General features: G+C 44.2%; 17 protein-coding genes. 8 read left to right on the top strand and 9 right to left on the bottom strand.

The features are described 5' to 3' along the window. Positions 1-4: 4 nt before the first annotated feature. Entirely contained in the window at positions 5-649 is a 645-nt protein-coding gene (locus AC1DU2_RS11735) for a hypothetical protein (RefSeq protein ID WP_477359582.1), read from the bottom strand. A gap of 133 nt (positions 650-782) precedes the next feature. Here AC1DU2_RS11735 and AC1DU2_RS11730 point away from each other — a divergent pair, with 133 nt between their 5' ends. Then, entirely contained in the window at positions 783-2,066 is a 1,284-nt protein-coding gene (locus tag AC1DU2_RS11730) for a hypothetical protein (RefSeq protein ID WP_477359585.1), read from the top strand. A gap of 3 nt (positions 2,067-2,069) precedes the next feature. Here the strand turns inward: AC1DU2_RS11730 and AC1DU2_RS11725 are convergent, their stop codons facing one another. The 8 genes from AC1DU2_RS11725 to AC1DU2_RS11690 form a co-directional block, all read right to left on the bottom strand. Beyond that, entirely contained in the window at positions 2,070-2,318 is a 249-nt protein-coding gene (locus AC1DU2_RS11725) for a hypothetical protein (RefSeq protein ID WP_477359589.1), read from the bottom strand. Positions 2,319-2,434: 116 nt separating this feature from the next. Further along, the gene (locus AC1DU2_RS11720; RefSeq protein ID WP_477384556.1) at positions 2,435-4,417 is read right to left on the bottom strand and encodes a M1 family metallopeptidase; all 1,983 of its coding nucleotides are present in this window, start codon (positions 4,415-4,417) and stop codon (positions 2,435-2,437) included. Between the two features lie 138 nt (positions 4,418-4,555). Beyond that, positions 4,556-7,528 carry a gliding motility-associated C-terminal domain-containing protein gene (locus AC1DU2_RS11715; RefSeq protein ID WP_477384554.1) on the bottom strand — a complete coding sequence of 991 codons (2,973 nt, stop codon included), beginning with the start codon at positions 7,526-7,528 and terminating at the stop codon, positions 4,556-4,558. A gap of 316 nt (positions 7,529-7,844) precedes the next feature. Next, positions 7,845-8,528 (bottom strand): hypothetical protein, encoded by a 684-nt coding sequence (locus AC1DU2_RS11710; protein ID WP_477384552.1) that lies wholly within the window; start codon positions 8,526-8,528, stop codon positions 7,845-7,847. A gap of 58 nt (positions 8,529-8,586) precedes the next feature. Beyond that, positions 8,587-8,967, bottom strand: coding sequence for a DUF5071 domain-containing protein (locus AC1DU2_RS11705; RefSeq protein ID WP_477384550.1), 381 nt, complete (start codon positions 8,965-8,967; stop codon positions 8,587-8,589). Positions 8,968-8,984: 17 nt separating this feature from the next. Further along, complete coding sequence (locus tag AC1DU2_RS11700; protein WP_477384548.1) at positions 8,985-11,201, bottom strand: outer membrane protein assembly factor BamB family protein; 2,217 nt, start codon at positions 11,199-11,201, stop codon at positions 8,985-8,987. 120 nt (positions 11,202-11,321) lie between these two features. Further along, positions 11,322-12,251, bottom strand: a complete 930-nt coding sequence (locus AC1DU2_RS11695; protein ID WP_477359602.1) for a nucleoside hydrolase — start codon at positions 12,249-12,251, stop codon at positions 11,322-11,324. 6 nt (positions 12,252-12,257) lie between these two features. Further along, positions 12,258-13,568 carry a hypothetical protein gene (locus AC1DU2_RS11690; protein WP_477384546.1) on the bottom strand — a complete coding sequence of 437 codons (1,311 nt, stop codon included), beginning with the start codon at positions 13,566-13,568 and terminating at the stop codon, positions 12,258-12,260. A 503-nt stretch (positions 13,569-14,071) separates the two neighbouring features. On the opposite strand from AC1DU2_RS11690, the gene AC1DU2_RS11685 reads away from it, so the two are divergent. The 7 genes from AC1DU2_RS11685 (at position 14,072) to AC1DU2_RS11655 (ending at position 22,875) form a co-directional block, all read left to right on the top strand. Continuing rightward, positions 14,072-15,322: an efflux RND transporter periplasmic adaptor subunit gene (locus AC1DU2_RS11685; protein WP_477384544.1), complete on the top strand. Its 1,251-nt coding sequence runs from the start codon at positions 14,072-14,074 to the stop codon at positions 15,320-15,322. Positions 15,323-15,410: 88 nt separating this feature from the next. Next, positions 15,411-16,868: a TolC family protein gene (locus AC1DU2_RS11680; RefSeq protein WP_477384542.1), complete on the top strand. Its 1,458-nt coding sequence runs from the start codon at positions 15,411-15,413 to the stop codon at positions 16,866-16,868. Positions 16,869-17,006: 138 nt separating this feature from the next. Continuing rightward, entirely contained in the window at positions 17,007-17,672 is a 666-nt protein-coding gene (locus tag AC1DU2_RS11675) for an ABC transporter ATP-binding protein (protein ID WP_477359615.1), read from the top strand. 22 nt (positions 17,673-17,694) lie between these two features. Next, positions 17,695-18,927 (top strand): ABC transporter permease, encoded by a 1,233-nt coding sequence (locus AC1DU2_RS11670; protein ID WP_477384540.1) that lies wholly within the window; start codon positions 17,695-17,697, stop codon positions 18,925-18,927. A 29-nt stretch (positions 18,928-18,956) separates the two neighbouring features. Then, positions 18,957-20,144 (top strand): ABC transporter permease, encoded by a 1,188-nt coding sequence (locus AC1DU2_RS11665; RefSeq protein ID WP_477384538.1) that lies wholly within the window; start codon positions 18,957-18,959, stop codon positions 20,142-20,144. Between the two features lie 75 nt (positions 20,145-20,219). Further along, positions 20,220-21,593, top strand: a complete 1,374-nt coding sequence (locus AC1DU2_RS11660; protein WP_477384536.1) for a sigma-54-dependent transcriptional regulator — start codon at positions 20,220-20,222, stop codon at positions 21,591-21,593. Continuing rightward, the gene (locus AC1DU2_RS11655; RefSeq protein ID WP_477359627.1) at positions 21,577-22,875 is read left to right on the top strand and encodes a sensor histidine kinase; all 1,299 of its coding nucleotides are present in this window, start codon (positions 21,577-21,579) and stop codon (positions 22,873-22,875) included. Before AC1DU2_RS11660 ends, AC1DU2_RS11655 begins: the two co-directional genes overlap by 17 nt. Positions 22,876-22,954 lie beyond the last annotated feature (79 nt).

Genomic DNA, 22,954 nt, shown 5'->3' with positions numbered 1-22,954 from the left:
CATTTTATTGTTTGATAACGAGACTGGCAAAATCGCCGGGCAAACTATCATTCCACAATCCGATGAGGCCGTGTTGCCGGTCATTCAGCTTTTTAACGCTGAGCGATGGTTTAGTTGAATGATTTACATATACCACAATTTCATCAGCTTTTACCACAATATGCGCGTGGAACCAGGCGGTAGCCAGCGGGAATGGATTAACGGCATTTTCGTACACAAGCGGATGATCTGCCCGCAGTTTATCCCACGAAAAATTTGGCTGGCTGATGTACTGCACGGCATGCTTACGCCTAAGTGTATCTGGTGATTGAAAATTAAAAGGCCTGAAATAAATGGCATCATAGGTAACCGTATCAATCCCATGAAAAGCAATGCCTAAAAAGCTTTGCTGAAAAACGTCTTTGCCCCGAAGATCAACGTCAATTGTCCCGGTTGTAAAGTCTATGTCTTTAAGCCAAACGATACCTGTAAACGAAATCCCCTCCCTGGTACCGTCGGTGATTTTGCTTAATTTTTTTGCGGACGATGTTATCGGCGTATCCTGTTTTAACAGGCTATTCAAATCATAGGCTCCCTTTTGCTGCGCACAGGCATCGCCGCAAAAAAACGTAGTTATTAAAAAGAGGCTAAATAAAATATTGTTCTTCATGGTTTTAGATTTTAACTTTAGCAAAACTTGCAAATAGCATTCAGAATTAAGCAGAACGGGCGTTTCAATCCTGTTCAAGTTTGTGTCAAGCCGTTTTTGCAGGTTTATAATATGCATCATCGCCTAAAATTTGATGGAAAAAGAAAAACAACTGCTTTTATTATGCTGCCAGCTTATTCAACGCTCGTTAAACTGGGGCGATAACAGCATTTGGAGTAATGACGATTTTGAGCAATTGAGCAAGCTGATCTTCGAAAAAACAAAAGTCAGGCTCAGTATTTCTACCCTAAAAAGGATTTGGGGCAAAGTACGTTATGATAGCTACCCAACAACCGCAACACTCAATGCCCTGGCCCGTTTCCTGGATTATGAAAGCTGGCGCGATTTCAGGCAACACCACCAGGTTAATGGCGTGGTTGAACAAAACGAGCCAGCCATTGCAATTGAACAAATTCCGGCGGTCAAGGCTTCCTCCAAAAACAGGTACAAATATTTGTTGCTCATGGCTATCCCCTTGCTATTGTTTGCCGCCTTTTATTTTGCCGGCATCAACAGAAAAGACACACCGGATTTATCAACCGTAAAATTCAGCAGTAAAAAGACATCTGACGACCTGCCCAATTCTGTGGTTTTCAACTATGATGCATCTGCTTTTCATACAGACAGTGTTTACATCCAGCAATCATGGGACCCACGCCGACGCGAGCTTGTGCCCGGCGGTGGTAAACAGCATACGTCCATCTATTATACCCCTGGCCATTTTATAGCAAAACTGGTGGTAAACAACCGGATAGTTAAACAAACTGTTGTTTTTATAAAAACCAAAGGATGGGTTGGGATTATAGATCGTCAGCCTGTGCCCGTGTACCTGTCATCGTCCGAAATAAAGGGTGATGGCTATATGGGCATTAAAGATAGCCTGATGCAGCAAAAACTGGGCACGCCGGTGTTTAATGATACCTGGTTAAAATTTTGCAACGTGCGTGAATTTCCTGGCATCCGGGCTGATAATTTCATGATGGAATGCACGCTGCGCAATACAGCAACACCTGGCCAATCTGTTTGCCGTAAAGCCGATTTAACCATTTTGGGCGATGGGATGGCCATTGTGATACCCATTGTAAACAAAGGATGCATTGCCAATATGGGCGTTTTAACCGGCCAATATTGGATTGGCGGCAACGACCATGACCTGAGTGCATTCGGCTGCGATTTCAGGCAATATCAAACCTTAAAATGCAGTGTTAATAACCATCGCTTAAAAATTTATCTCAATAACAAACAAATCATGGATGTTGAACAAAAGCGCAACATTGGCCGTATTGTAGGCCTGCGCTTTGAGTTTGAAGGTCCCGGCCAGGTAAAACATTACAAGCTGGAAACGCCCGGCGCAATGGTATACGAAGAGAATTTTTAGAGCTCAGGACGTCAATTCTACCTTCTGGTTAAAATCCTCATAGCTCAGTTTGCCTTTTCGCAGCTGGCTTATGTATTTAAAAACGCTTAGTTTATCCAATTCCTGCTTGTAGCGCTCGCGGTCATGATCTGCCGCCAGGTTGCCCTGTAGTTTTAAGCGGATTGATGTGCGGGAGATATCCTCCTCCAGTTTATCTATCGGGCAATTACGAAGATCATCAAAGTTACTGCGGGGGAAAAGGATACGGTCCATTGGGTTTTTGCTTCCTTAAATTTAAGGGCCGGGCATCAACATCAATTTAACTGTATGTTATTTAATTGTTATTGATAAGGGGCAAAAAACACCTTTTAAACAACCGTCGCCTGTATTTACTTTTTTATCTCATATATATTATTTCCCCTGTTTACATCGGGATACAGGCTATCCGGATCGATAGACACTTTAGTAACCGCGGCTTTTTTGTTACCGGTAAATCTGTAGCTGCCAGTATATTCCCATACCTCTACCGGAAACTCCCGGTGCTCTGTCGAGCCATCGGCGTAGGTTAGTTGAACCACCAGGGGCATGGCGGCCTTTTCCAGGTTTTCTATAGTGATCTGCGCCCTACCATTTGCAAGGTTTTCTACTTTAGCTACCGCCTGATCAAGGCGGTAATTTTCTAAAAACATCGATTTCCAGAACCAGCTAAGGTCCTCGCCTGCCGAGCTATCCATGCTCCTGAAAAAATCCCAGGGTGTGGGGTGCTTGTAGGCCCAATCGCTGATATACTTGCGAAAAGCTTTATCAAACCTTTCGGGGCCAACTACCTGGTTACGCAGCAAGGTTAACACATAGGCTACCTTTTGGTACTGGACCGGGAAAACCATATCGCCGGGTATGGCATCAGGTCGGGTAATGATAGGTACAACCCGTTCTGAAAAAAGCGTATCAAGCGGGCTGTATATCTCAGCATAGCCCCTAAACTCACCCTTATTAAAATCTTTTACCTCCAGGTTATCAATAAAGGTGTTAAACCCTTCATCCATCCAGGCGTATTTACGCTCGTTGCCGCCCACTACCATCGGAAACCAGGTGTGGCCCAATTCGTGGTTTACCACCATAAAATAAGCATTGCCGGTATCCCTGGCCGAACAAAACACCATACCCGGGTACTCCATACCATCCAGGTTGGATGCCACATTTACCGCCTTATTGTAAGGGTAGGTAAACCACTTATCCGAAAAATGTTGTAACGTGAATTTGATATATTCCGACGACCGTTTCCAGCTGTCTTTCTTATCGGATTCAACCGGGTACAGTGAACTTCCAAACACTTTTTTACCCCCGGCTACCGGGAAGCTGAAGGCTTCCCAAATAAACGCCTTCGAAGCCGTCCAGGCAAAATCGCGGGTATTATCCATCCTGTATTTCCAGGTACAGGTAGCTTTTACAGGCCGCGACGAGGCTTCCGTAACTTCTTTGGCCGAACGGATAAATACCGGCATCTTGCTTTGTTTAGCCGCCTGCCAGCGCTTAAGCTGTATGGGCGTTAACACCTCTTCGGGATTCAGCAGATCGCCCGAGCCCTCTACAATATAGCCCGCGGGCACGGTAATGTTCACGTTAAAATTGCCGTATTCCAGGTAAAACTCGCCGTTACCCAGGTAAGGTAGCGTATTCCAGCCTTCCACATCATCCAGTACGCACATCCTCGGGTACCATTGGGCAACCGCGTAAATGTTGCCATTTTTAGTCGGCAGGATATCGGTACGGTTAACCAGGAAATCGGCATTTTTATAGCTTTGAGGGAAGTTGTAACGGTACTGAACGCTGAAAGTTACTTTTTGCCCGCTTTTTAAAGGTTGCGGCAATGTCAATTCCATCCGGGTATCATAAATGCTATATTTAACATCGCCGGTAATTGCGCCATCTTTCAGCTTTACTGCCTGTATATCGTATCCGCCATCGGCAGTTTCTTCCTCCGGGTTTTTATAAAGGAATAATTTTGATTTTATGCCCTTTGACTCTTTTTTAAAAACATTTTGCTCCAACTGCAACCATAATGACGATAGCGATTTGGGGCTATTATTGGTATAAGTTATCGTGGCGGTTCCGCTAACCACGTTCTTCTGATCATCCAGGGCTACGTCTATCACATAATCGGCCTGGTTTTGCCAGTATGATGGTCCGGGTTCGCCGGTGGCAGTACGATATTCATTACCTGGGGGCAACAGCGGTAAGGCGGGAAATAATGCCGATGGTTGATATCGCGATTGCCCGAAGGATTGGCAAACCACTAAAACGATTAACGTAAAGGGGATGAAAAATCTAACCAAGCGTTTATTTGAAGAAACAGTTTTGTTATTTTGCATATGCTGCAATATAATAATTAATGGCTTTGGCTAATGTGGTTAAGATGGATAGAAATTATCCTTTTTGGCGTGCGCTGGGCCAACCTGAGGCAAGAATATGCATAGTTTGAATTGCATCTATCGTTCGCCCCCCCGGCATCACCTCAACACCGTAACATTGCCCGAAAACTTTTTGCCGCGCGAGTTGATGATATAATAATATGTTGCTGCAGGTACATCGCCGCTGTTTGTTTTGCCATTCCAGGGGGTGGCATAACCAATGCTGCTAAATACTACTGCACCAAAACGGTTGTACACGGTAACCTTACATTGCGCATCAAATGACAGGTTTGGTATCACCCAGGTATCATTAGCCCCATCGCCATTGGGCGTGAAAATGTTAGGAATTTTCAACACCCCCAAATCATCGTCAATAATTTTCACTGCCTCCGTGTTTTGCGGATTGATGGCAACAGTGCTGCCATCGCTGACGGCAAGAGCGTTAAATTCAATTAACCTATCATTAAATTCGTTTATCTTTTGGTCATCGGCTACGGGCATACTAATGCTAACTTTATTTTGCCCTACAGGGATAGTTACACCGGCCTGTGGTATAATTATCCGCTGATCTGTGCTGATATCCGTGCCGCCCCATTTATAAGCTATCGCAATATCGTCCTCAAAATAACGCCCACCCGGTACCTGCAGTGTTACATCCGCCGATTTGCCCTCGGGAATAGTAAGTTTCAGCGGCGAAATTTCAAGGTATTTGTAGTCCTGGTCATTATCAACTGCCACAACGGAGAGCGAATCGGTAAGCTGCCCCTTCCACAAAAACTGAAAGCTGCCCGTATGCGCGTCAATTGCACTAAGCGTTAGCTTTACCCGGCGATTTTTGCTGATGATATTATCATCAGGGTAAGTGATATTGATTGATGCAGCAACCGATGGTGTATCTATCAAAATATCATTTTGCGATTGTTGTAACGGTGTAAACCATCGTGTTTGCACCGTTTGTACAGGCAGCTGCCGTACCAGTTTATTGGGTTGCAGCAGGTTAAAACTATAAGCAATGCTGCTCCCTTCTTTTAGCGTATCGGTAGCTGGTGTAACCAATATCACCATATTGGCAGCAGTATTATTCAAATCATTTATTTTTATGCGGATAGCATCATTTGCAGTGGTAAATGTGCCCAGATCATTTAATACCGGACTCAACCGTCCGTTAATAAATTCGTCGCCTTCAATTAAATCATCGGTTTTGGCATCAACCTTAAACTGTACCGAATTTTGACCTGCCGGTATTGTGATGGCAACAGGCGTATAATCGGCGCCTGGTAACGCGGCAAAAGGATCGGCAAGTGATAAAAAATTAAAACTTAGCGGCAATGATAACAAGGTACCAGGCGGCAACGATACAGTGATCAATCCGGATGCGCCTTCTGTTATTTGAGGTGTATAGCTAATGGTATAAATTCTGTTGGCCGGCGTATTATCGTCGTCGGCAATGGTAAAATCCCTGGTAGTTGATCCTGTTGCCAGCCTATAACCGCCAGCGTTGGCACCAATATCCAGGTTGGCGGTAAATGTTTCAGCACTTTCAACCACCGCGTCATTAATCACTTTTACCGTAATATTGGTGCTGGTATCTCCTTTTTTGATGACCGCTGTAGCAGGTAAAACAAAGTCGTTTTGATTAAGGGACGGATCTTTTTGCGACAATTTCACCGTAATATCTTCGCCCGCCGGGCATGACCTAGGCAAAGCCAGGTGCAATATAACATCCTGGCTACCCTCTATGCCGTTTTTAAGCACCGAGGCGTGCAGCTTTCTACAGGAATCAGCGTCTTCGTACAGGTATTTACACCAAAAATAGCTTCCATCCAGGTTGGATGGTGTTGAATAGTGTTTGCCATCAAAAGTATAATCGGTAGTATAGTAACTTAAATGCCTCACCAGCATATTCAGCGTATCACCAACCATTTTTACGTAGGTTCGTGTTATCGGGTCGTCGCCAAAGGTGCCGATGTTATCATCGGGCAAAAGGTTGTAGCTCCCTTTCCCGTCAGCCAAAGACCAATCGAAATTGTAGCCAAAGCAGCATGTTTTAGGCAGTGTTATAAAGTACTGATCATTGTATTTCAACGTGCCATAAATCAGCCCCAGGTTTTCTTTATCGGCAAATACCCTGGTTGCGCTGATGGTATTTAGCTTATCGTCGAAACTGTAATCATAAAAACCGTTGTAAGCAAGGCCATTGGGTGTATCATTGTAAATATTGGTAAGCATTTGATAACCAGCACCGATAGCCCTTACCGGGAGCGGAAAATCGCCATAAATAAGCCAAGGCTTATCAGATACCACCTGGCAGTTGGCATCAAGTACTACCTGGTTTTTAGGAATACCTCCCCGGCTCATGATCACGGTTGCTAAGCCGTTGTTTGACGATACCATTATCTGTGGGATTGAACCCCGCGCCGGATCATGGTATATGGCAGTTATTTTACCTGCCGATGTTACTTTGGCAACAATGCCTTCTGGGGTTGTTGTATTGGGGTAAAAAGCGTTGATGTTGTAACCTTGAATCTTTAAATTATCGTAAAATATAGCGCTCCAATAAACGCCATCGGGAACCAGCGCCAGCGGGCCGGTTATTTCGGGATCACGGTAAACATCGGAGATGATTCCCCAACTCGTTTTTCCGTTTTTGTCGAGCTTTATTAAAAACAAACCTGACTGCAAAAGTGTGCCGTCGTCAAGCGTGATATCGCTTCCCGCACCCGAAATATATACATTTTCATTGTTGTCGACCTTAAGGTCATAGATCTGATCGAACCCGGTAACAGCCGATAATGTTCTTGACCACATTACCTTGCCCGCGGCATTTAATTTGCCAACTACCGAGTAGTCGCTTGCGGCGTGCCGATCGAACAATTTACCACCAAAGTTTATATCGTCCCTGCCTGACATTACCACATAGGCGTTCCCCGCGTTATCAATGTCAAAAATACCGGCACCCGAATCTTCGGCAAAGCCAAACAAGGTGCTTTGTTGATATTTTACCTGCGCATAAACACAAACCGGCAATACCAGCAGCCATATGACTACTTTGAACGCTCTTAATATTATCATGATAAGTGCCGCTAATATATTAATATTTAAGGCACGATAAGCAACGTACCGTTACTTAAGGATATATGATAAATTTAAAAGCTGCAGCCAAAAACAGAATGCATAATTAGGATTAGACATCTTCACCTTCACTCCCCCCAACCCAAAACAAACATACTCATCGCCCGATTTACTGCCAATTTTGCCACCGCCGCAAGCTATAAACACATATTGTTTTCCGTCTATTGCGTATGAAAATTTAAGACAACATCATGGAGGTTAATTGGCCGTGGTAGCAAGAGGAGATTATATACCTGCTCTTTGAGCCATCGGTAATCTATTTCGTGTTTTTTAACCATTGTGCAGCTAATTCTTCAACGTAATCCACAAATGTATTAACTCCTTTAAAAGTATGAAATGTGTACCGGGGCTGTCCTTCCATAAAATTAACATTGTCAAAACTATGATCATGTGAAAATAACAACACATTTTTGGTTGTCGGTTCGTACATTGTCAACGCTCCATTTGCTTCTTCGGCAAAGGCAATCAAATTAGTAAAATCGATTTGAGCGAAATCGGCTTCCTCGCACATCATGCCGTAGTAATCATCCCAGTCCCCAATGCCCATTGAGCACTCAGTTGCTAAGAATATAAAGTTTTGGTTATTGGTAAATGAATTTTCTGGTTGATTGAAAGCTTCCTGTATGCCCCCAATAATTCTGACGAGTAAATGATGTTCGGGAATCATAGGGACAAAATAACTATCGGGTTCCTGTATGATATTTAACCATCCGCAAACCAGATTTTCTTTGGTATCCCATGCAAATAACAAATATTCTACCTTGTCGATATCAACTATTGTAACCCTCGCTTTTTTTATCAACGAAGTCAGTTTTGGAAATGTAACTTCAAATTCAACACTTAATCTGATGTCGCCTTCCGTCAACTGAACTTTTGAAGCCGGTTTTATGAACCAGCTAACCTCTTCCCGAAATATTTTAAAATCGTCATTCTTTGTCATTTTGACTTGATCAGGTATTTAATTTGTCAATTTACATTGCTACAAATACACGGTTATCTCATTTATATTCCCCGTTTAAAATAGCAATCGCTTCCAAATTCACCTCATCTTCAATTTCATCTCTTGATGGAAATTTCGCGATCCGTTCAATTTCTTGTAACAAAATAGGGTCTGTTGTATCTCTCGCTAGGTTTATCAATATACGCCTTTTCCACTCGCCATCGTTTGTTTTTAAGATCTTAATTATTTCAGGAACTATCCTATCGGCAAAGGGTTCAAGAATATCGGCAACAGGCCTGGCAATTGGCCAATTTGTATCTTGAAGCCATACTAACAACTCAGGAATAATAGGCTCCAACTGTTCAAACGAAAGCTTTTTAAGGCCTGCAATTACTTCTTGATCGTCTTTATGTTTTGGAATAAGTTTTTTAATATCCATATCTTATCTCAATAATTTTACTCCCCCAACCCAAAACAAACATACTCATCGCCCGATTTACTACCAATTTTGCCACCGCCGCAAGCTATAACCACATATTGTTTTCCATCTATTGCATAGGTAGCAGGTGTTGCGTACCCGGCCGCGGGCAGTTGGGCCTCCCAAACTATTTTGCCTGTTTTTTTATCAAAGGCATGAATCTTTTCGTCCTTGGTGGCTGCCACAAATACAAGCCCGCCTTTAGTTACTAACGGGCCACCGTATAATTCGGTACCGGTAACAGGGATATCTTTTTTCTTCAGTTCCGGATATTCGCCCACCGGTACCTTCCAAAGCAGCTTGCCGGTGGTAAGGTCAACCGCGTTAAGCGTACCCCATGGCGGTTTAATGCCCGGGTAACCATCCTTATCCAAAAAGCGGTTGTAACCCGTCATGGTGTATGGTATTTCGTCAACCATTTTCTTCTCAGTTTTGGTTGCTGCGGTGCGGTCGCCGGTTGGTTCTTTGGCCAATGCTTTATTTGCCCTGGCATCGGGTAGTTTAAGGAGGAACGCCAGCAACGCTTTTTTATCTTCGGGTGTTATCTGTTTAAAAGACGGCATCATATTTCGGCCGCTGGCTATAATCTGGCTCAACTGATCCTCCTTATATTTTTTGCCAATGTTGACCAATGAAGGATACGACGACCCGTTGCCCTTCAGTTGGGGGCCATGGCAGCCTATGCAGTTTTTATTGTAAATAACCTGTCCGTTGCCGGCCAGCGTGCCATCGCTTGTCGCTTTAGGCACATCAATCATCACCTGCGCCCAGGGCATTTCAGAACAGCTGATGTACATGATATTGGTTTGTATATCAACCGCGGCGCCACCCCACTCGCCTCCGCCGTCAAAACCAGGAAATATCCAGCCGCCTTGTTTGCTTGGCGGTGTAAACATAATGCGGTTTTTAACCTGGTTATATTTATCCAGCATTTCTTTGTGCGCCTCGGGTGTGCGGTCGGTAACATCTTCGGGATTAAATATTTGCCGGGCAAAAGGCTGCGGCAACGTCGGGATTGGCTGTGTTGGCCATGGTGCCTCGCCGGGCAATCCTTTGGTTGGCACAGGGGTTTCCACTATCGGGAAAACTGGCTTTCCGTTTGTCCTGTCGAACATAAAAATATAGCCATGTTTGGTTATCTGGGCTACCGCGTCAATCTTTTTACCATCGTGCGTAATAGTCACCAAATTGGGGTTGGCCGGCAAGTCCCTGTCCCACAGGTCATGATGCACCACCTGGAAATGCCACTTAAGCTTGCCGGTAGCAGCATCTAAAGCCAATAGCGAGTTGGCAAACAGATTTTGCCCTTTACGGAAACCGCCATAAAAATCGCCGCCAACAGAACCGGTGGGGATATAAACCAACCCCCGCTTTTCATCCAGCGCCATTCCCGACCAGCTATTAGCCCCACCGAACTTTTTATAAGCGGCTGTATCCATCCACGTTTCATAACCAGCTTCGCCGGGATGGGGTATGGTATGAAAAATCCAGCGTAATTTCCCTGTCCGCACATCATAGGCCCTAACGTGTCCCGGCGCGGCATCTGCCGATTCGGCTACACGCGTACCAACTATCAGCAAATCTTTATAAACTACGCCCGGCGTTGTACCGGCCACAAATGATTTGGTATCCCTGTCGAGATTTTTCGTCAGGTCCAGGTAACCGTTTTTCCCAAAGGTCGTAATAGGGCTGCCGGTTTCGGCGTCGATGGCAAAAGTTTTGGCACCAACGCTGTAAAACAGCCGTTTTTCGCCGCCACTCTTGTTTTGCCAGTAAATAACTCCCCTGCTCACTTTGTAGTAAGCCATCGGGTCGCCGTTGTTGGTGGTGTCGGCCTTGGCCGGGTCAAAAAGCCATTTTTGTTCGCCCGTTGCCGCATCCAATGCAAACAACTTTAATTTGGGGCTGGTGCCATATAAAATACCATCAACCATAATGGGGTTACATTGATTTTGGCTGCGGTTGGCCGAGTCTTTATCGTTAGTGCTGTATCGCCAAATCTCTTTTAGCTTGCTTACATTAGCTAAATTAATTTCTTCATTTGATGAATACCTGTTACCTTCTTTTGATCCCGCGTAGGTGCCCCAGCCACTATTTGGCGGCCCTGGTTTTACGTTATGGCTGGGCTTTGGATTTTTACACGACACATAAGTGCAGGTTGCAATTAAAAGGGCTATCAAAAATCGGGACTTCATTGTTATAATGGGTTAATGGTATTATTATAATGGGCATGCTGAGCTGTAAAACTTTGCGAAGCACTGAAGGGTGTTACGTGAATCGCAGGGCAGCGAAGACTCAACCGAATGTTTTTGTCCTTACTTCCCTGCCATTCTATTCCAAAAATCGGCCTGCATTTTAGTCGCATCAACGGTTTTGTAAACCGATATCTCGCGTGCGTCGTTTTCTGGCGGCACAGGTGCGCTTATCTTTTCGGCCTTGGCAGGATCAAGGTAGGCCATTACCAGGGCAAGGTCCCACATAATCCAGGTTTGGCCGGCTTCTACAAAATCCCAGCGGTTATACAACAGCTGCCCTAATTTGCCCTTATTTTTTAAATTATCGCGGCAAACCGTACGGTCGAATTTTAAGGCAATAGCGGTATTAATGGGCATAATTGTTAAGTCCAAGCCTTTGCAGTTCAGCAGCAGATCGAAGGCGTTCAGATCGTTACGCACATTAAATTCGCTTTTGTCCCAAACCTTGCGGTCGCTAAAATAGCGGGCAGCCAGCAGGTACACTCTTATGTGCGGGATAATGGAGGTATCGGCCTGTATAGCCGATGCCAGGTTTGATGCCGCGCCTATGCACAAAACATCCAGCTTTTCGCCCGCTTTAAGCTGATGTACGGTAGCTATAATACCCTTTTCGGCTGCCGAAAGCACCAGTTCTTTGCCGCCCCAGGCGTGGCCTATGGTTCCGCGGCCGCCCAACGGGTGCGGTATATCGGTGCGGCCCATAAGTTTCAACATTTCCTCGTTTAAATCCTGGCTTAGCTGTACCGTATTGATGTTTTTGGTAGGGTAATAATGCCATTTTTCGCCAACAAGCATATCAGCATTATTAAAATGGGCCGAACTTAGGCCAACTACGTTTACACCTGCATCTTTAAGCAGGTAAGTAAGGGCGTACAAATCGTCCATCTCATTGGCCGTATCAGAATCAAGCCAAACTATTCGTTTTTGCGCATAGCAGCAACTGGCTAATAATATAGCCGCAAGGCAAACAGGGACAACTTTTTTAAACATAGCGGTTTACTTTTGGAGCAACTGGTCGGGGCCGACCTCATTGCTCAGCAAGTTACCAAAAAGCTCCCATCGTTTTGCAGGATTTTTAGCAGTACCGCCATTTTTTTCGATATAATTTTTTACCAGGTCTTGTCCGTAGTTATAGTTGATAACATAGCTGCGGTATTTTTTTATAAAGCTGATGGATTTGGCCGCTGTCTCGTCATTCATCAGGCAATATTTAGTGAGGTAAGTGGTGGCTTTATCTCTCGACATCGTATTGTTTACCAAACCTCTTGCCGCCTCATTGCGGGCATAATTCAAATTGCCTTTAATGGCCAGTGCTTTAAAATACAGGTCAATACCGGCGGTGTCTAAACCGGCCAGGGGCAGCAATACATTTTTGGCGAATTTCACTTTATCCTCGCCGGGGAATGCCACCTCAATACCATAATTGGCGCTCCCTTCGGCTATTAAACTTTGCGGACTAAACAATGGGTAAAGCGAAATCTCTACCCAGCCTTTATCATGATACAGGTGTTTCTCCAACAGCATATTGTATACATGATGGCCCGGATAACTTTCGTGGCTCCCTACATCAATGGCGCGGTCAATAAAAATCTTCAGGTCGGTATTAATTTGCACCGTGCTTTTATAATTACCTTTATACCAGTTGTATCCGCTCCATGGCTTATCGGTTACATATTCCAGCGTAAATGCCTCGCCGGCCGGTAAGCCATAATGCGCCAGTGTACGTTTGCGGGCTTCGGCAATTGCGGCCTTAATAACGGGGTCTAATTTGTCCCTGGGGATAATGAATTTATTGGCCAGTTTTTGAAAACGCTCGCTTACCCTGCCTTTGCCCGGCAAAATACTATCCAGCAAAGCTATCTGCACTTTAAAATGATCCTCGTCATATACAGGCGCCGATACGCCGAAAAGTTCTTTCGACTCTTCATCAAAGGGCCGCTCTTCACCCGAGTAGATCCTGATGCGCCGGCCAAATGCCACCAGTTGATTGATCATCCAATCTGCCCGCATTTTATTACTGTCAACTTGCGCGTTGGTCGAAATTATTTTCAACTCGTTCATCAAAATATTAGTATTGGCCAGCAAACTATCCTTCGGAAACTCTTTTGCAGGCGGCAATTTTGGCTTTAACGAGTCGGGGCCGTAATAGGCATCCACAAAATCAGTATCATACTGTCCAATGTTAAGGCCAAGCCTAACATATTCAGTAGCAAGGGTGTTAAGTTTCTTATTCTCGTCCAGCTGTGCCGGTCCATGTCCGCATGATAACATAAAAAACAGGGGTAAATAGAGCAGTATTTTCTTCATAGCCAAGTATCCGGTTCGATGTAAATGTGGAACAAGATAATAATTACATTGTTTACAGAAGGAATGTTTGTCTGAATCAGAATTTACAGGATTTTTGAATTAGCAGAATGAAGATAGTGTATTTCGGCAATCTATATGTTATCGACTGTCCTTTCAAAAGTCTTAATTCTTGAGTCTTGACTCTCTTTTTAGCGTTGCCTGCGGCCCGGGCCAACCGCTCATACTGCACAGGCCTTATCCGCGAAGCCGGTATCCGCTTTTGTCCCTAACGCATTTTTCTGAACTCGAATTAAACGAATTTTTAGAATTTCCCGAATTTGCTTTTAAATTCTGTTAATTCTTTAATTCGTTTAATTCGAGTTCAGACAACTCCGCCTCGTCCAAAATCGAAAAACTTGTCCGATACCGAACACTTTTTCAAAATAAAAATTTCATAAAACACTAATAATAAATACTTTAACTTTGGTATACCTATTGCAAAACCCTGTGCAAATTATAGCACAATGGATAAGGAAATTACGCTCGAGGTAACATCGCAAAAAAGAAAAAAAGGCGCGGTGATTGCAGTGATCAGTATTACGGTATTAGTACTGCTGATTGTTGCTCTTCGGGGATTCATCAAATCATCGGTAAAAAAAGCAGAGATTACTACCGCCACCGTAGAAGTTGGCAATATAGAAAATACCCTTAACGCTACCGGCGAGGTTTTGCCCGAGTTTGAGGAGATCATCACCAGCCCCATAAATGCATCTATCAAAAGTGCGCTGATGGATGCGGGTAATAAAATTACTCCGGGCCAGTCTATATTAACCTTAGATAAATCGACCACCCAAACAGAATTTGATAAGCTAAACTTTACCCTCGAATCAAAACGGAATGAGATTGCTAAACTAAAACTTGACCTTGCTAAAAGCTTTTACGATATCCAATCAAACAACGACATTAAGCAACTGCGCATCAGCAGCCTGGCCGATGCCGTTGAAAATGCCAAACGCCTGTTTAAAGCGGGCGGCGGCACCCGCGAGGGGATTGAACAGGCCGAACTTAATCTTAAAGTTGCCCAACTGGAAAAAAAGCAGCTGGAAAACGAGATTAAAAACAAGCAGCAAACCATGCAGATAGAGATTAAAGAGGCCCAGATTGCTGCCGCCATACAGGAAAACGATTTGAAGGCCCTGCAACGCAAGCTTGCACTGGCCAATGTGGTGGCTACCCGCACAGGTGTTATTACCTATGTAAACAAAAACATAGGCGCCAACGTGCATGAGGGCGAAACCCTTGCCCGTATTGCCAACCTGGGCAGCTTTAAAGTATCGGGCAGTATATCGGATAATTCGATGGACCAACTGCACAGCGGAATTCCGGTAATTATCCGTATTAACGATACGCAACTGCGCGGGCATGTTACCAATGTTTCGCCATCGATACAAAACAGCATAATATCCTTCGATATCCAGCTGGATGACCGTGCCAACAAACAACTTCGCCCAAATATGAAAGTGGATGTGTTTTTGGTAACTGCCACCCACAGCAAGATAATGCGGGTAGCCAACGGCCCGGCATTTAAAGGCCCAACCGTACAGGACATTTTTGTAATTAACAATGGCAAAGCCGAACGGCGCACCGTTCACATTGGCCTTACCAATTTTGAATATGTGGAGATTGAGGATGGTGTTAAACCCGGGGATGTGGTCATTACATCAGATATGACCGAGTTTAAGAACTCAAAGGAAGTAACGATAAGCCCCCTCTAAATCTCCCCCTGAATGGGGAGACTTTTAAAGCCCCGTCCAACCAGAGACTTAGCAGTAGCCCTTTGTCGACTATTAACAATTGAAGCAAATGAAATTTTTATACACCATATTATTACTAACCATTGTTTCACGGGCATTTGCCGCGGGCAGTAGCGATACGCTTCGGCTAACCCTGCAGCAGGTGGTTGAGATGGCTAAGGCCAACTCCATAGCTGCCAAGCAGGCTGCTACGGTGCGCGAAACAAAATACTGGGAATACCGCACCTATAAATCAAATTACCAGCCGCAGCTATCACTCAGCGGCATTTTACCGGGATACACCAAAACGTTTACCCAGGTACAACAACCCGACGGCACCATACAGTTTCAGCCGATACATAACGATAACTCGTCGCTGGCGCTTAATTTTAGCCAGAGCATTACCGCCACCGGCGGAACGATTTACGGAACCACGCAATTGCAGCGTTTTGATGATTTCGACAGGCATAACGTGCTTTACAATGGCATCCCCTATGGCATCGGGTATACCCAGCCCCTATTTCAGTTTAATAGCTTAAAGTGGGATAAACGCATTGAGCCTTTAAAATATAACGAGAGTAAGCAGGCCTACATTGAAGCACAGGAAAAAATAGCCATAGATGTAGAAGGTTTCTTTTTCGATTTATTACTGGCCCAGGTTAACCTTAAAATTGCCGAAACCAATTACGCTAATACCCAAAAAATCATGAGCATTGCCAATACAAAATTTGAATTGGGCAAGGTTTCAAAAAACGAAATACTGCAATTGCAACTGGAACAGATAAACGCAAAAAAAGCTGTAGGCACCGCGAAACGCGACATGGAAATTGCCACCCTTAACCTGCGTAGCTATACCGGGCAGGAAGGCGAAGAGAAAATTGTACTGGTAGTTCCCGAACAGATAAGCCAGATGCAGGTATCGGCAGATAAAGTTTTGGCCGAGGCATTCTCCAACCGGTCGGATGCCATTGCATTTTTGCGCCGCGTGGCCGAGGCTAAGCGGGATGTGGCAAAAGCAAAAGGCCAGAATGGTTTAACCGCTACATTGAATGCCAATTTGGGTTACTCAAATACATCAAGCAGTATACCGGGGGTTTATAAAAACCCGCAAAACCAGCAGGTGTTACAGGTTCAGTTAGCAGTGCCGATTTTGGATTGGGGTCGCTCTAAATCCCGCACCAAAACGGCCCTGGCCAACCAGCAGTTTACCGAGTATGCGGTTGAACAAGACAAGCAAACTTTTAAACAGCAAATTATAACCCAGGTATCGCTTTTTAATGTAATGAAAGAACAGCTGGTATACACCGCCGAGGCCGACAGTATAGCCTCTGAAAAGTACCAGATAGCCCGCGAACGCTACGTTTTAGGCGACCTGAGCATCACCGACCTTGGCATAGCCTTCCGCGAAAATGACCAGGCCAAACGGGACTATGTGGCATCGCTCCGCGATTTCTGGGGCGCTTACTACCAGTTACGTTACTTGTCGTTATTTGATTTTGAAACCAACAGAAAAATCAACTACCAGTAGAGAAAGTCAAAATTGAAAAGTAAAAATTCAAAAAACTCGTCGCTTCAATAATTAAAAAATACAAATTCAATAATTCAGTCATTCAATAATTCAATAATTAACCAACCACTCACTATTCACCATCCACAACTCACCAATATGATCCGTTTACAAAACATCGAAAAAGTGTATCGTACCGACACTATAGAAACCCTGGCCCTGAACAGCATAAGCCTTGACGTTGCCAAGGGCGAATTTTTATCAATCATGGGGCCATCGGGCTGCGGCAAAAGCACGTTGCTTAACATTATGGGCCTGCTGGATGCGCCATCAAAAGGAGATATTAAAATTGCCGATAAAACAACTGCCAACCTAAACGATAAACAGCTGGCGCAGTTTCGCAATAAAACGCTGGGCTTTATTTTTCAAAGCTATCACCTGATTAACGATTTGCAGGTGCTTGACAACGTAGAGCTACCCCTACTGTACCGCGATACCACCGCAAAAGAACGCCGCACATTGGCAACCGAAGCATTGGAAAAAGTTGGTTTGGCCAACCGCATCAAACACTTCCCTACCCAGCTATCGGGCGGGCAACGCCAACGTGTAGCCATAGCCAGGGCGATTGTGGGCAGGCCTGATATTATTTTGGCCGATGAGCCAACCGGTAACCTGGATAGCGCCATGGGTAACGAAATTATGGACATCCTCATTAACCTTAACCGTAACGAGGGTACCACCATTGTAATGGTTACACATGATGAAAATATGGCCCACAAAACGCACCGTTTGGTACGCCTGTTTGATGGTTCGCAAGTTCAGTAATTAACCGCTTAAACAATCAATCATGCTTAAAAATTATTTTAAAATAGCCATTGCGGTGTTAAGACGAAGGAAGTTTTTCACCTTCATCAGCTTGTTTGGTATCAGCTTTACCCTTACCATACTGCTTGTACTTACCGCCTTTATAGATAAAATTGCCGGCGACAGCTATCCCGACAGAAAACGCGACCGCTCACTATACGTTTCAAGAATGCAGGAGGTAAACAAAACCGGCGGGCAAAGCTCGGGTCCTTTATCGTACTATTTTTTGAGCCATTATGCGGGTAGTTTAAAAACGCCGGTTAAGGTGGGGATCTCCTCCATATTCAGCGGTACAAATACCTATGTAAACAATAAAAAGATTGCTGTAAACTATAAATATACCAACGATGCCTACTGGGATATTATGGAATACGATTTTATTGAGGGCAAGGCTTTCAATAAACAACAGGTTGATAATGCCGATAAAGTAGTGATCATATCAGAGGATATGAAACAGCAATACTTCGGCGATGTACCCTCAGTTGTAGGCAAGTACTTCGAAGCCGATAACGTAAAATACAGGGTAACCGGCGTGGTAAAAAATGTACCTATAACCAGCTACATGACCTATGGCGACATCTATCTGCCTTATACCGTATCAAAATCTGATGTGCGTAAAGACAAAAGCTACCGCGGCGGTTTCTTTGGCGTACTGCTGGCAAATTCAACCGCCGATGTAGCCCGCATGCATGATGAGTATCAAAGTATGGTTGCCCGGTTACCAATGGAAAGCAAGGAATTTGATAAAATATTCAGCCATGCCGATCCTTATATTGTAAGCTACGTTGATACCGGCAACGAAAATACATCGGGGGTTATGATCGTATTAACAACCATTGGCATATTTGCCTTACTGGTAATGTTGCTGCCAACGCTTAACCTGGTCAACATCAATATCACCCGTATTATGGAGCGCTCGTCAGAGATTGGCGTACGCAAGGCCTTCGGGGCGTCATCGGTCACGTTGGTTTACCAGTTTATCGTCGAAAATATTATCCTTACGCTATTAGGAGGTTTCATCGGGGTAATATTATCCTTCATAGCCATCCAGGTATTAAATGGCATGAACCTTATCCCTAACCTGGTATTATCCATCAATTTTACTGTTTTGGCAATTGGCCTGCTTATTTGTTTTCTTTTTGGCTTACTATCGGGTGTTTACCCCGCCTGGCGCATGTCAAAACTAAATGTGGTAACAGCACTTAAAGCTTCATAACAATTATTCACCCTTTAAATTAAGATATTATGTTTAAGCATTTATTTAAACTCATCTGGAATAAAAAGAAGCAAAACTTTTTACTGATGTCCGAGATGCTATTCTCATTCCTGGTACTATTCGCGGTATTTAGCCTGTTGGTTTATTACTATAACAATTACAAAAAACCAATGGGGATGAGTTATCAAAATGTATGGGTTGTTAGTTACAATAACGCCCTGCAAACAAAAAATACCGATTCGCTGGATACTTATTACGAAACATTGCGTAATACCGTCAAGGCTATGCCCGAGGTAAGCGAAATTAGCTTTTGCAGCGACAATGTCCCGTTTTCGGCAAACACCTGGACAGGACTGGCGGGTTATAACAAACACAACTACAGCAATGTAAATATGTATAATGCCGAGGATAGCTATCTGAAAACTTTAAACGGGCAGTTACTGGAAGGCCGTTGGTTTAATAAAAACGATATGGCTACCAAAATACCATCCGTAGTTATCAATAACGAATTGCGTGAGAAGCTGTTTGGCAAAGGCGAAGCGATAGGAAAAATCATTGATGAGAGTGAAGATGGCAAAAATAAGAAAAGAGTTGTGGGCGTAATACAGGCCATTAAAGCCAAAGGCGACTATGCGGCTGCGGGCGATGCCGTATACCACAGAATTGATACCGGTACGTTTAGGTGGCTTGGTAAAATAATGATACAGGTTACGCCTGCCGCTAACGCGGCCTTTGAAGCCCGCTTGTATAAAACCCTGGCCAACTACATGAAAAATTCAAACGTGGAGATTGAGCACCTGGTAAACAAACGGAAGGATATCAATTATTTTACTTTAGTACCCATGATAGTGCTAAGTATTGTAGGCTGTTTTTTAGTTATTAACGTGGCGCTTGGCCTGTTTGGAGTGCTTTGGTACAACATTAATAAACGCCGTGGCGAAATTGGCTTACGCCGGGCGGTTGGCGCCACCGGTAGCTCGGTATCTAACCAACTCATTATGGAATCAATGATACTGGCTACCTTCTCGCTTATCATTGGTTCATTTTTCGCCATACAATTCCCGTTGCTCAACGTGTTTGATCTTTCGGCAGGGATTTACCTGGTGGCTATCCTGTTTTCAATCATATTTATTTACCTGCTGGTATTTTTATGTTCGTTATACCCGGGCAGGCAGGCGGCGGCCATTTATCCCGCTGTTGCTTTACACGAAGAATAGCATATGAGCATCATAAAAATAACTCAAAACTCACCACTCAATACTTTTAACTAATTACGATATTGACCTGCAATTATGATACTGGTTATTGATGATGATATTGCTGTACGTACCTCGCTTTTGCTATTACTCAAAAGCGAGGGTTATGATGCTGTGAGCGCCGAAGAGCCCGCCGAGGCTATAAAGATCATAAAGAAAAAAAATCCTGAACTGATTATTCTCGACCTTAATTTTTCTATTGATACATCGGGCCGTGAAGGGATGAGCCTGCTTGAAAACATAAAGCAGCTTAACAGCGCTATACCAGTAATATTAATTACAGGTTGGGGCAGCATCCAACTTGCCGTACAAGGCATGAAACTGGGCGCCAACGATTTTATCAATAAACCCTGGAATAACGAACACCTTATACAAACCGTTAAAACACTGTTAGATTTAAAGGATAAAAAAACAGAGCACCATACCCGTAAACAATTAGATAAAAGCTACCATTTTCAAAGCATTATTGGCCAGGACCCTCAAATGTTGAATATCCTGGAAACCATAGGCCGGGTGGCAACCACAGATGCATCGATACTGATTATGGGCGAAAGCGGCACCGGCAAGGAGCTGATAGCCGAAGCCATCCATCAAAACAGCCTGCGCCGCAATAAACCATTTATCAAAGTTAATCTTGGTGGTATCTCTACTTCGTTGTTTGAAAGCGAAATGTTTGGCCATATCCGGGGGGCTTTTACTGATGCCCGTTTTGACCGCATTGGTCGTTTTGAAATGGCGCACAAGGGAACCATATTTTTAGACGAAATTGGCGACCTGGACGCCAGCAGCCAGGTAAAGCTGTTAAGGGTATTGCAGGACCGTACTTACGAAATGCTGGGCAGCAGCCGTACCAAAACATTAGATACGCGGGTAGTTTGCGCCACCAATAAAAACCTTAACGAAATGGTATCGCGCGGTACTTTTCGTGAGGATTTGTTATACCGCATTAACCTGATCACGGTTTACCTGCCCGCCCTGCGCGAGCGGCCGAAGGATATACCCCTACTGGTCGATTTTTTTATTAATAACCTAAAAGATATCTACAACCGGCCCCAATTATCGGTATCTGCCGCCGCCATGAAGTGGTTGCAGCAACTGCCATTGCCCGGCAATATCAGGCAGCTTAAAAACCTGGTAGAGCGATCAATACTGGTAAGCCGGAAAGACGAGCTGGGTATTGACGATTTCCGGTCGCAGTTGGAATTATCGCCTGTAAAAAAAGGAAACATGCAATTACCCGGCGTAGGTACCCTAACTTTGGAAGAGGTGGAGGTGGAGATGATAAAACGTGCCATGGACCACCACAAAAACAAAATAAGCCGGGCAGCGGCGGCCCTTGGGCTCACGCGGAGTGCGCTTTACCGCCGGCTTGATAAATACCAGATACCATACGATGAAGCTGAGGACTAAATATGTTTTATTTGTTGTAACACTGCACCTGGTAACACTGGTGCTCACTTATTTCATTTTTGAGCAAAACAAGGTTTACTTCATCGCCTCTGAGGTATTTGTACTAATTTCTGTAATAGTATCGGTACAGCTTTACCGGCAACTCATAAACCCTTTAAAATTATTGATGCAGGGGCTTGATGCTATAAAAGACAAGGATTTTAACGTGAAATTTTTATCAACCGGCAGGCACGAGGTTGATACATTAATTGATGTATATAATCATATGATGGACGAGTTAAGAACAGAACGTACAAGGCAGGAACAGCAACATTTCTTTTTGGAAAAACTGATTTATACCTCGCCTACCGGCATCGTTATATTGGATTTTGATGATCGCATTCAGCAAATAAACCCAAAAGCCCTGCAATTATTGGCGATACCGGATGATAAGTTACAAGGTAATTCCATTTATGAGCTGGATCATCCGCTATTTGTGCAGATGAGATTGCTTAAATCCGGCGAAACCGCAGTGGTAAAACCAGACGGGATAAATTCCTTCAAACTTCAGAAATCGCACTTTGTTGACCGCGGTTTTTCCCGCCATTTTATTATGATAGAGGATTTAACTGCCGAGATATTGGCCGCCGAGAAAAAGGTATACGGCAAAGTTATCCGGATGATGGCACACGAAGTGAACAACACCATCGGGCCGGTAAATTCCATTATGCAATCGGCCATGAAAACAGACCAGTTATGGGCCGGCCACGAGTTTGATAGCCTGAAGGATGCCTTACAGATAGCCATGGACCGCAACCAAAACCTCAACCTGTTTATGCGCAACTTTGCCGACTTAGTGAAGCTTCCGCCTGCCAATAAACAGCCTGTTTTACTTCAAAAACTTGTTCGGTCGGTAACCGTCCTTATGCAGGCAAAAGCCAAAGGAAAAGGCGTCGAATTTGAATTTAACCTGCCTGATGAAGCCTTAAGCATCATGGCTGATGAGCAACAGTTAGAGCAGGCGCTTATAAATATCGTTAAAAATGCCATTGAAGCTATTGAAGATGAAGGCCTGGTAAAATTCGCACTCATTTCCAAGGAGCGGAAACTCATCGTTACCGATACGGGCAAGGGCATCACCGCCGAACAAAACAACAACCTGTTTTCGCCATTCTTCAGCACAAAAAAAGACGGACAAGGTATAGGGCTTACTTTAACACGCGAGATACTCCTGAACCATGGTTTTGAATTTAGTTTAAAAACTGTGGCTGCGGGGCAAACCGAGTTTTCCATTTGGTTTTAGCGCTCATAAAAACTGGCTTTAGTCGTTTTAGTATCAATAAATTGCAACATTTCATTTTAAATCACTAAATGCTTTTAGT

The sequence above is a fragment of the Mucilaginibacter sp. P4_C11 genome, assembly GCF_056402115.1.
The sequence above is the reverse complement of the archived record's forward strand: the minus strand, read 5'-3'. Positions and strand labels throughout refer to the sequence as shown.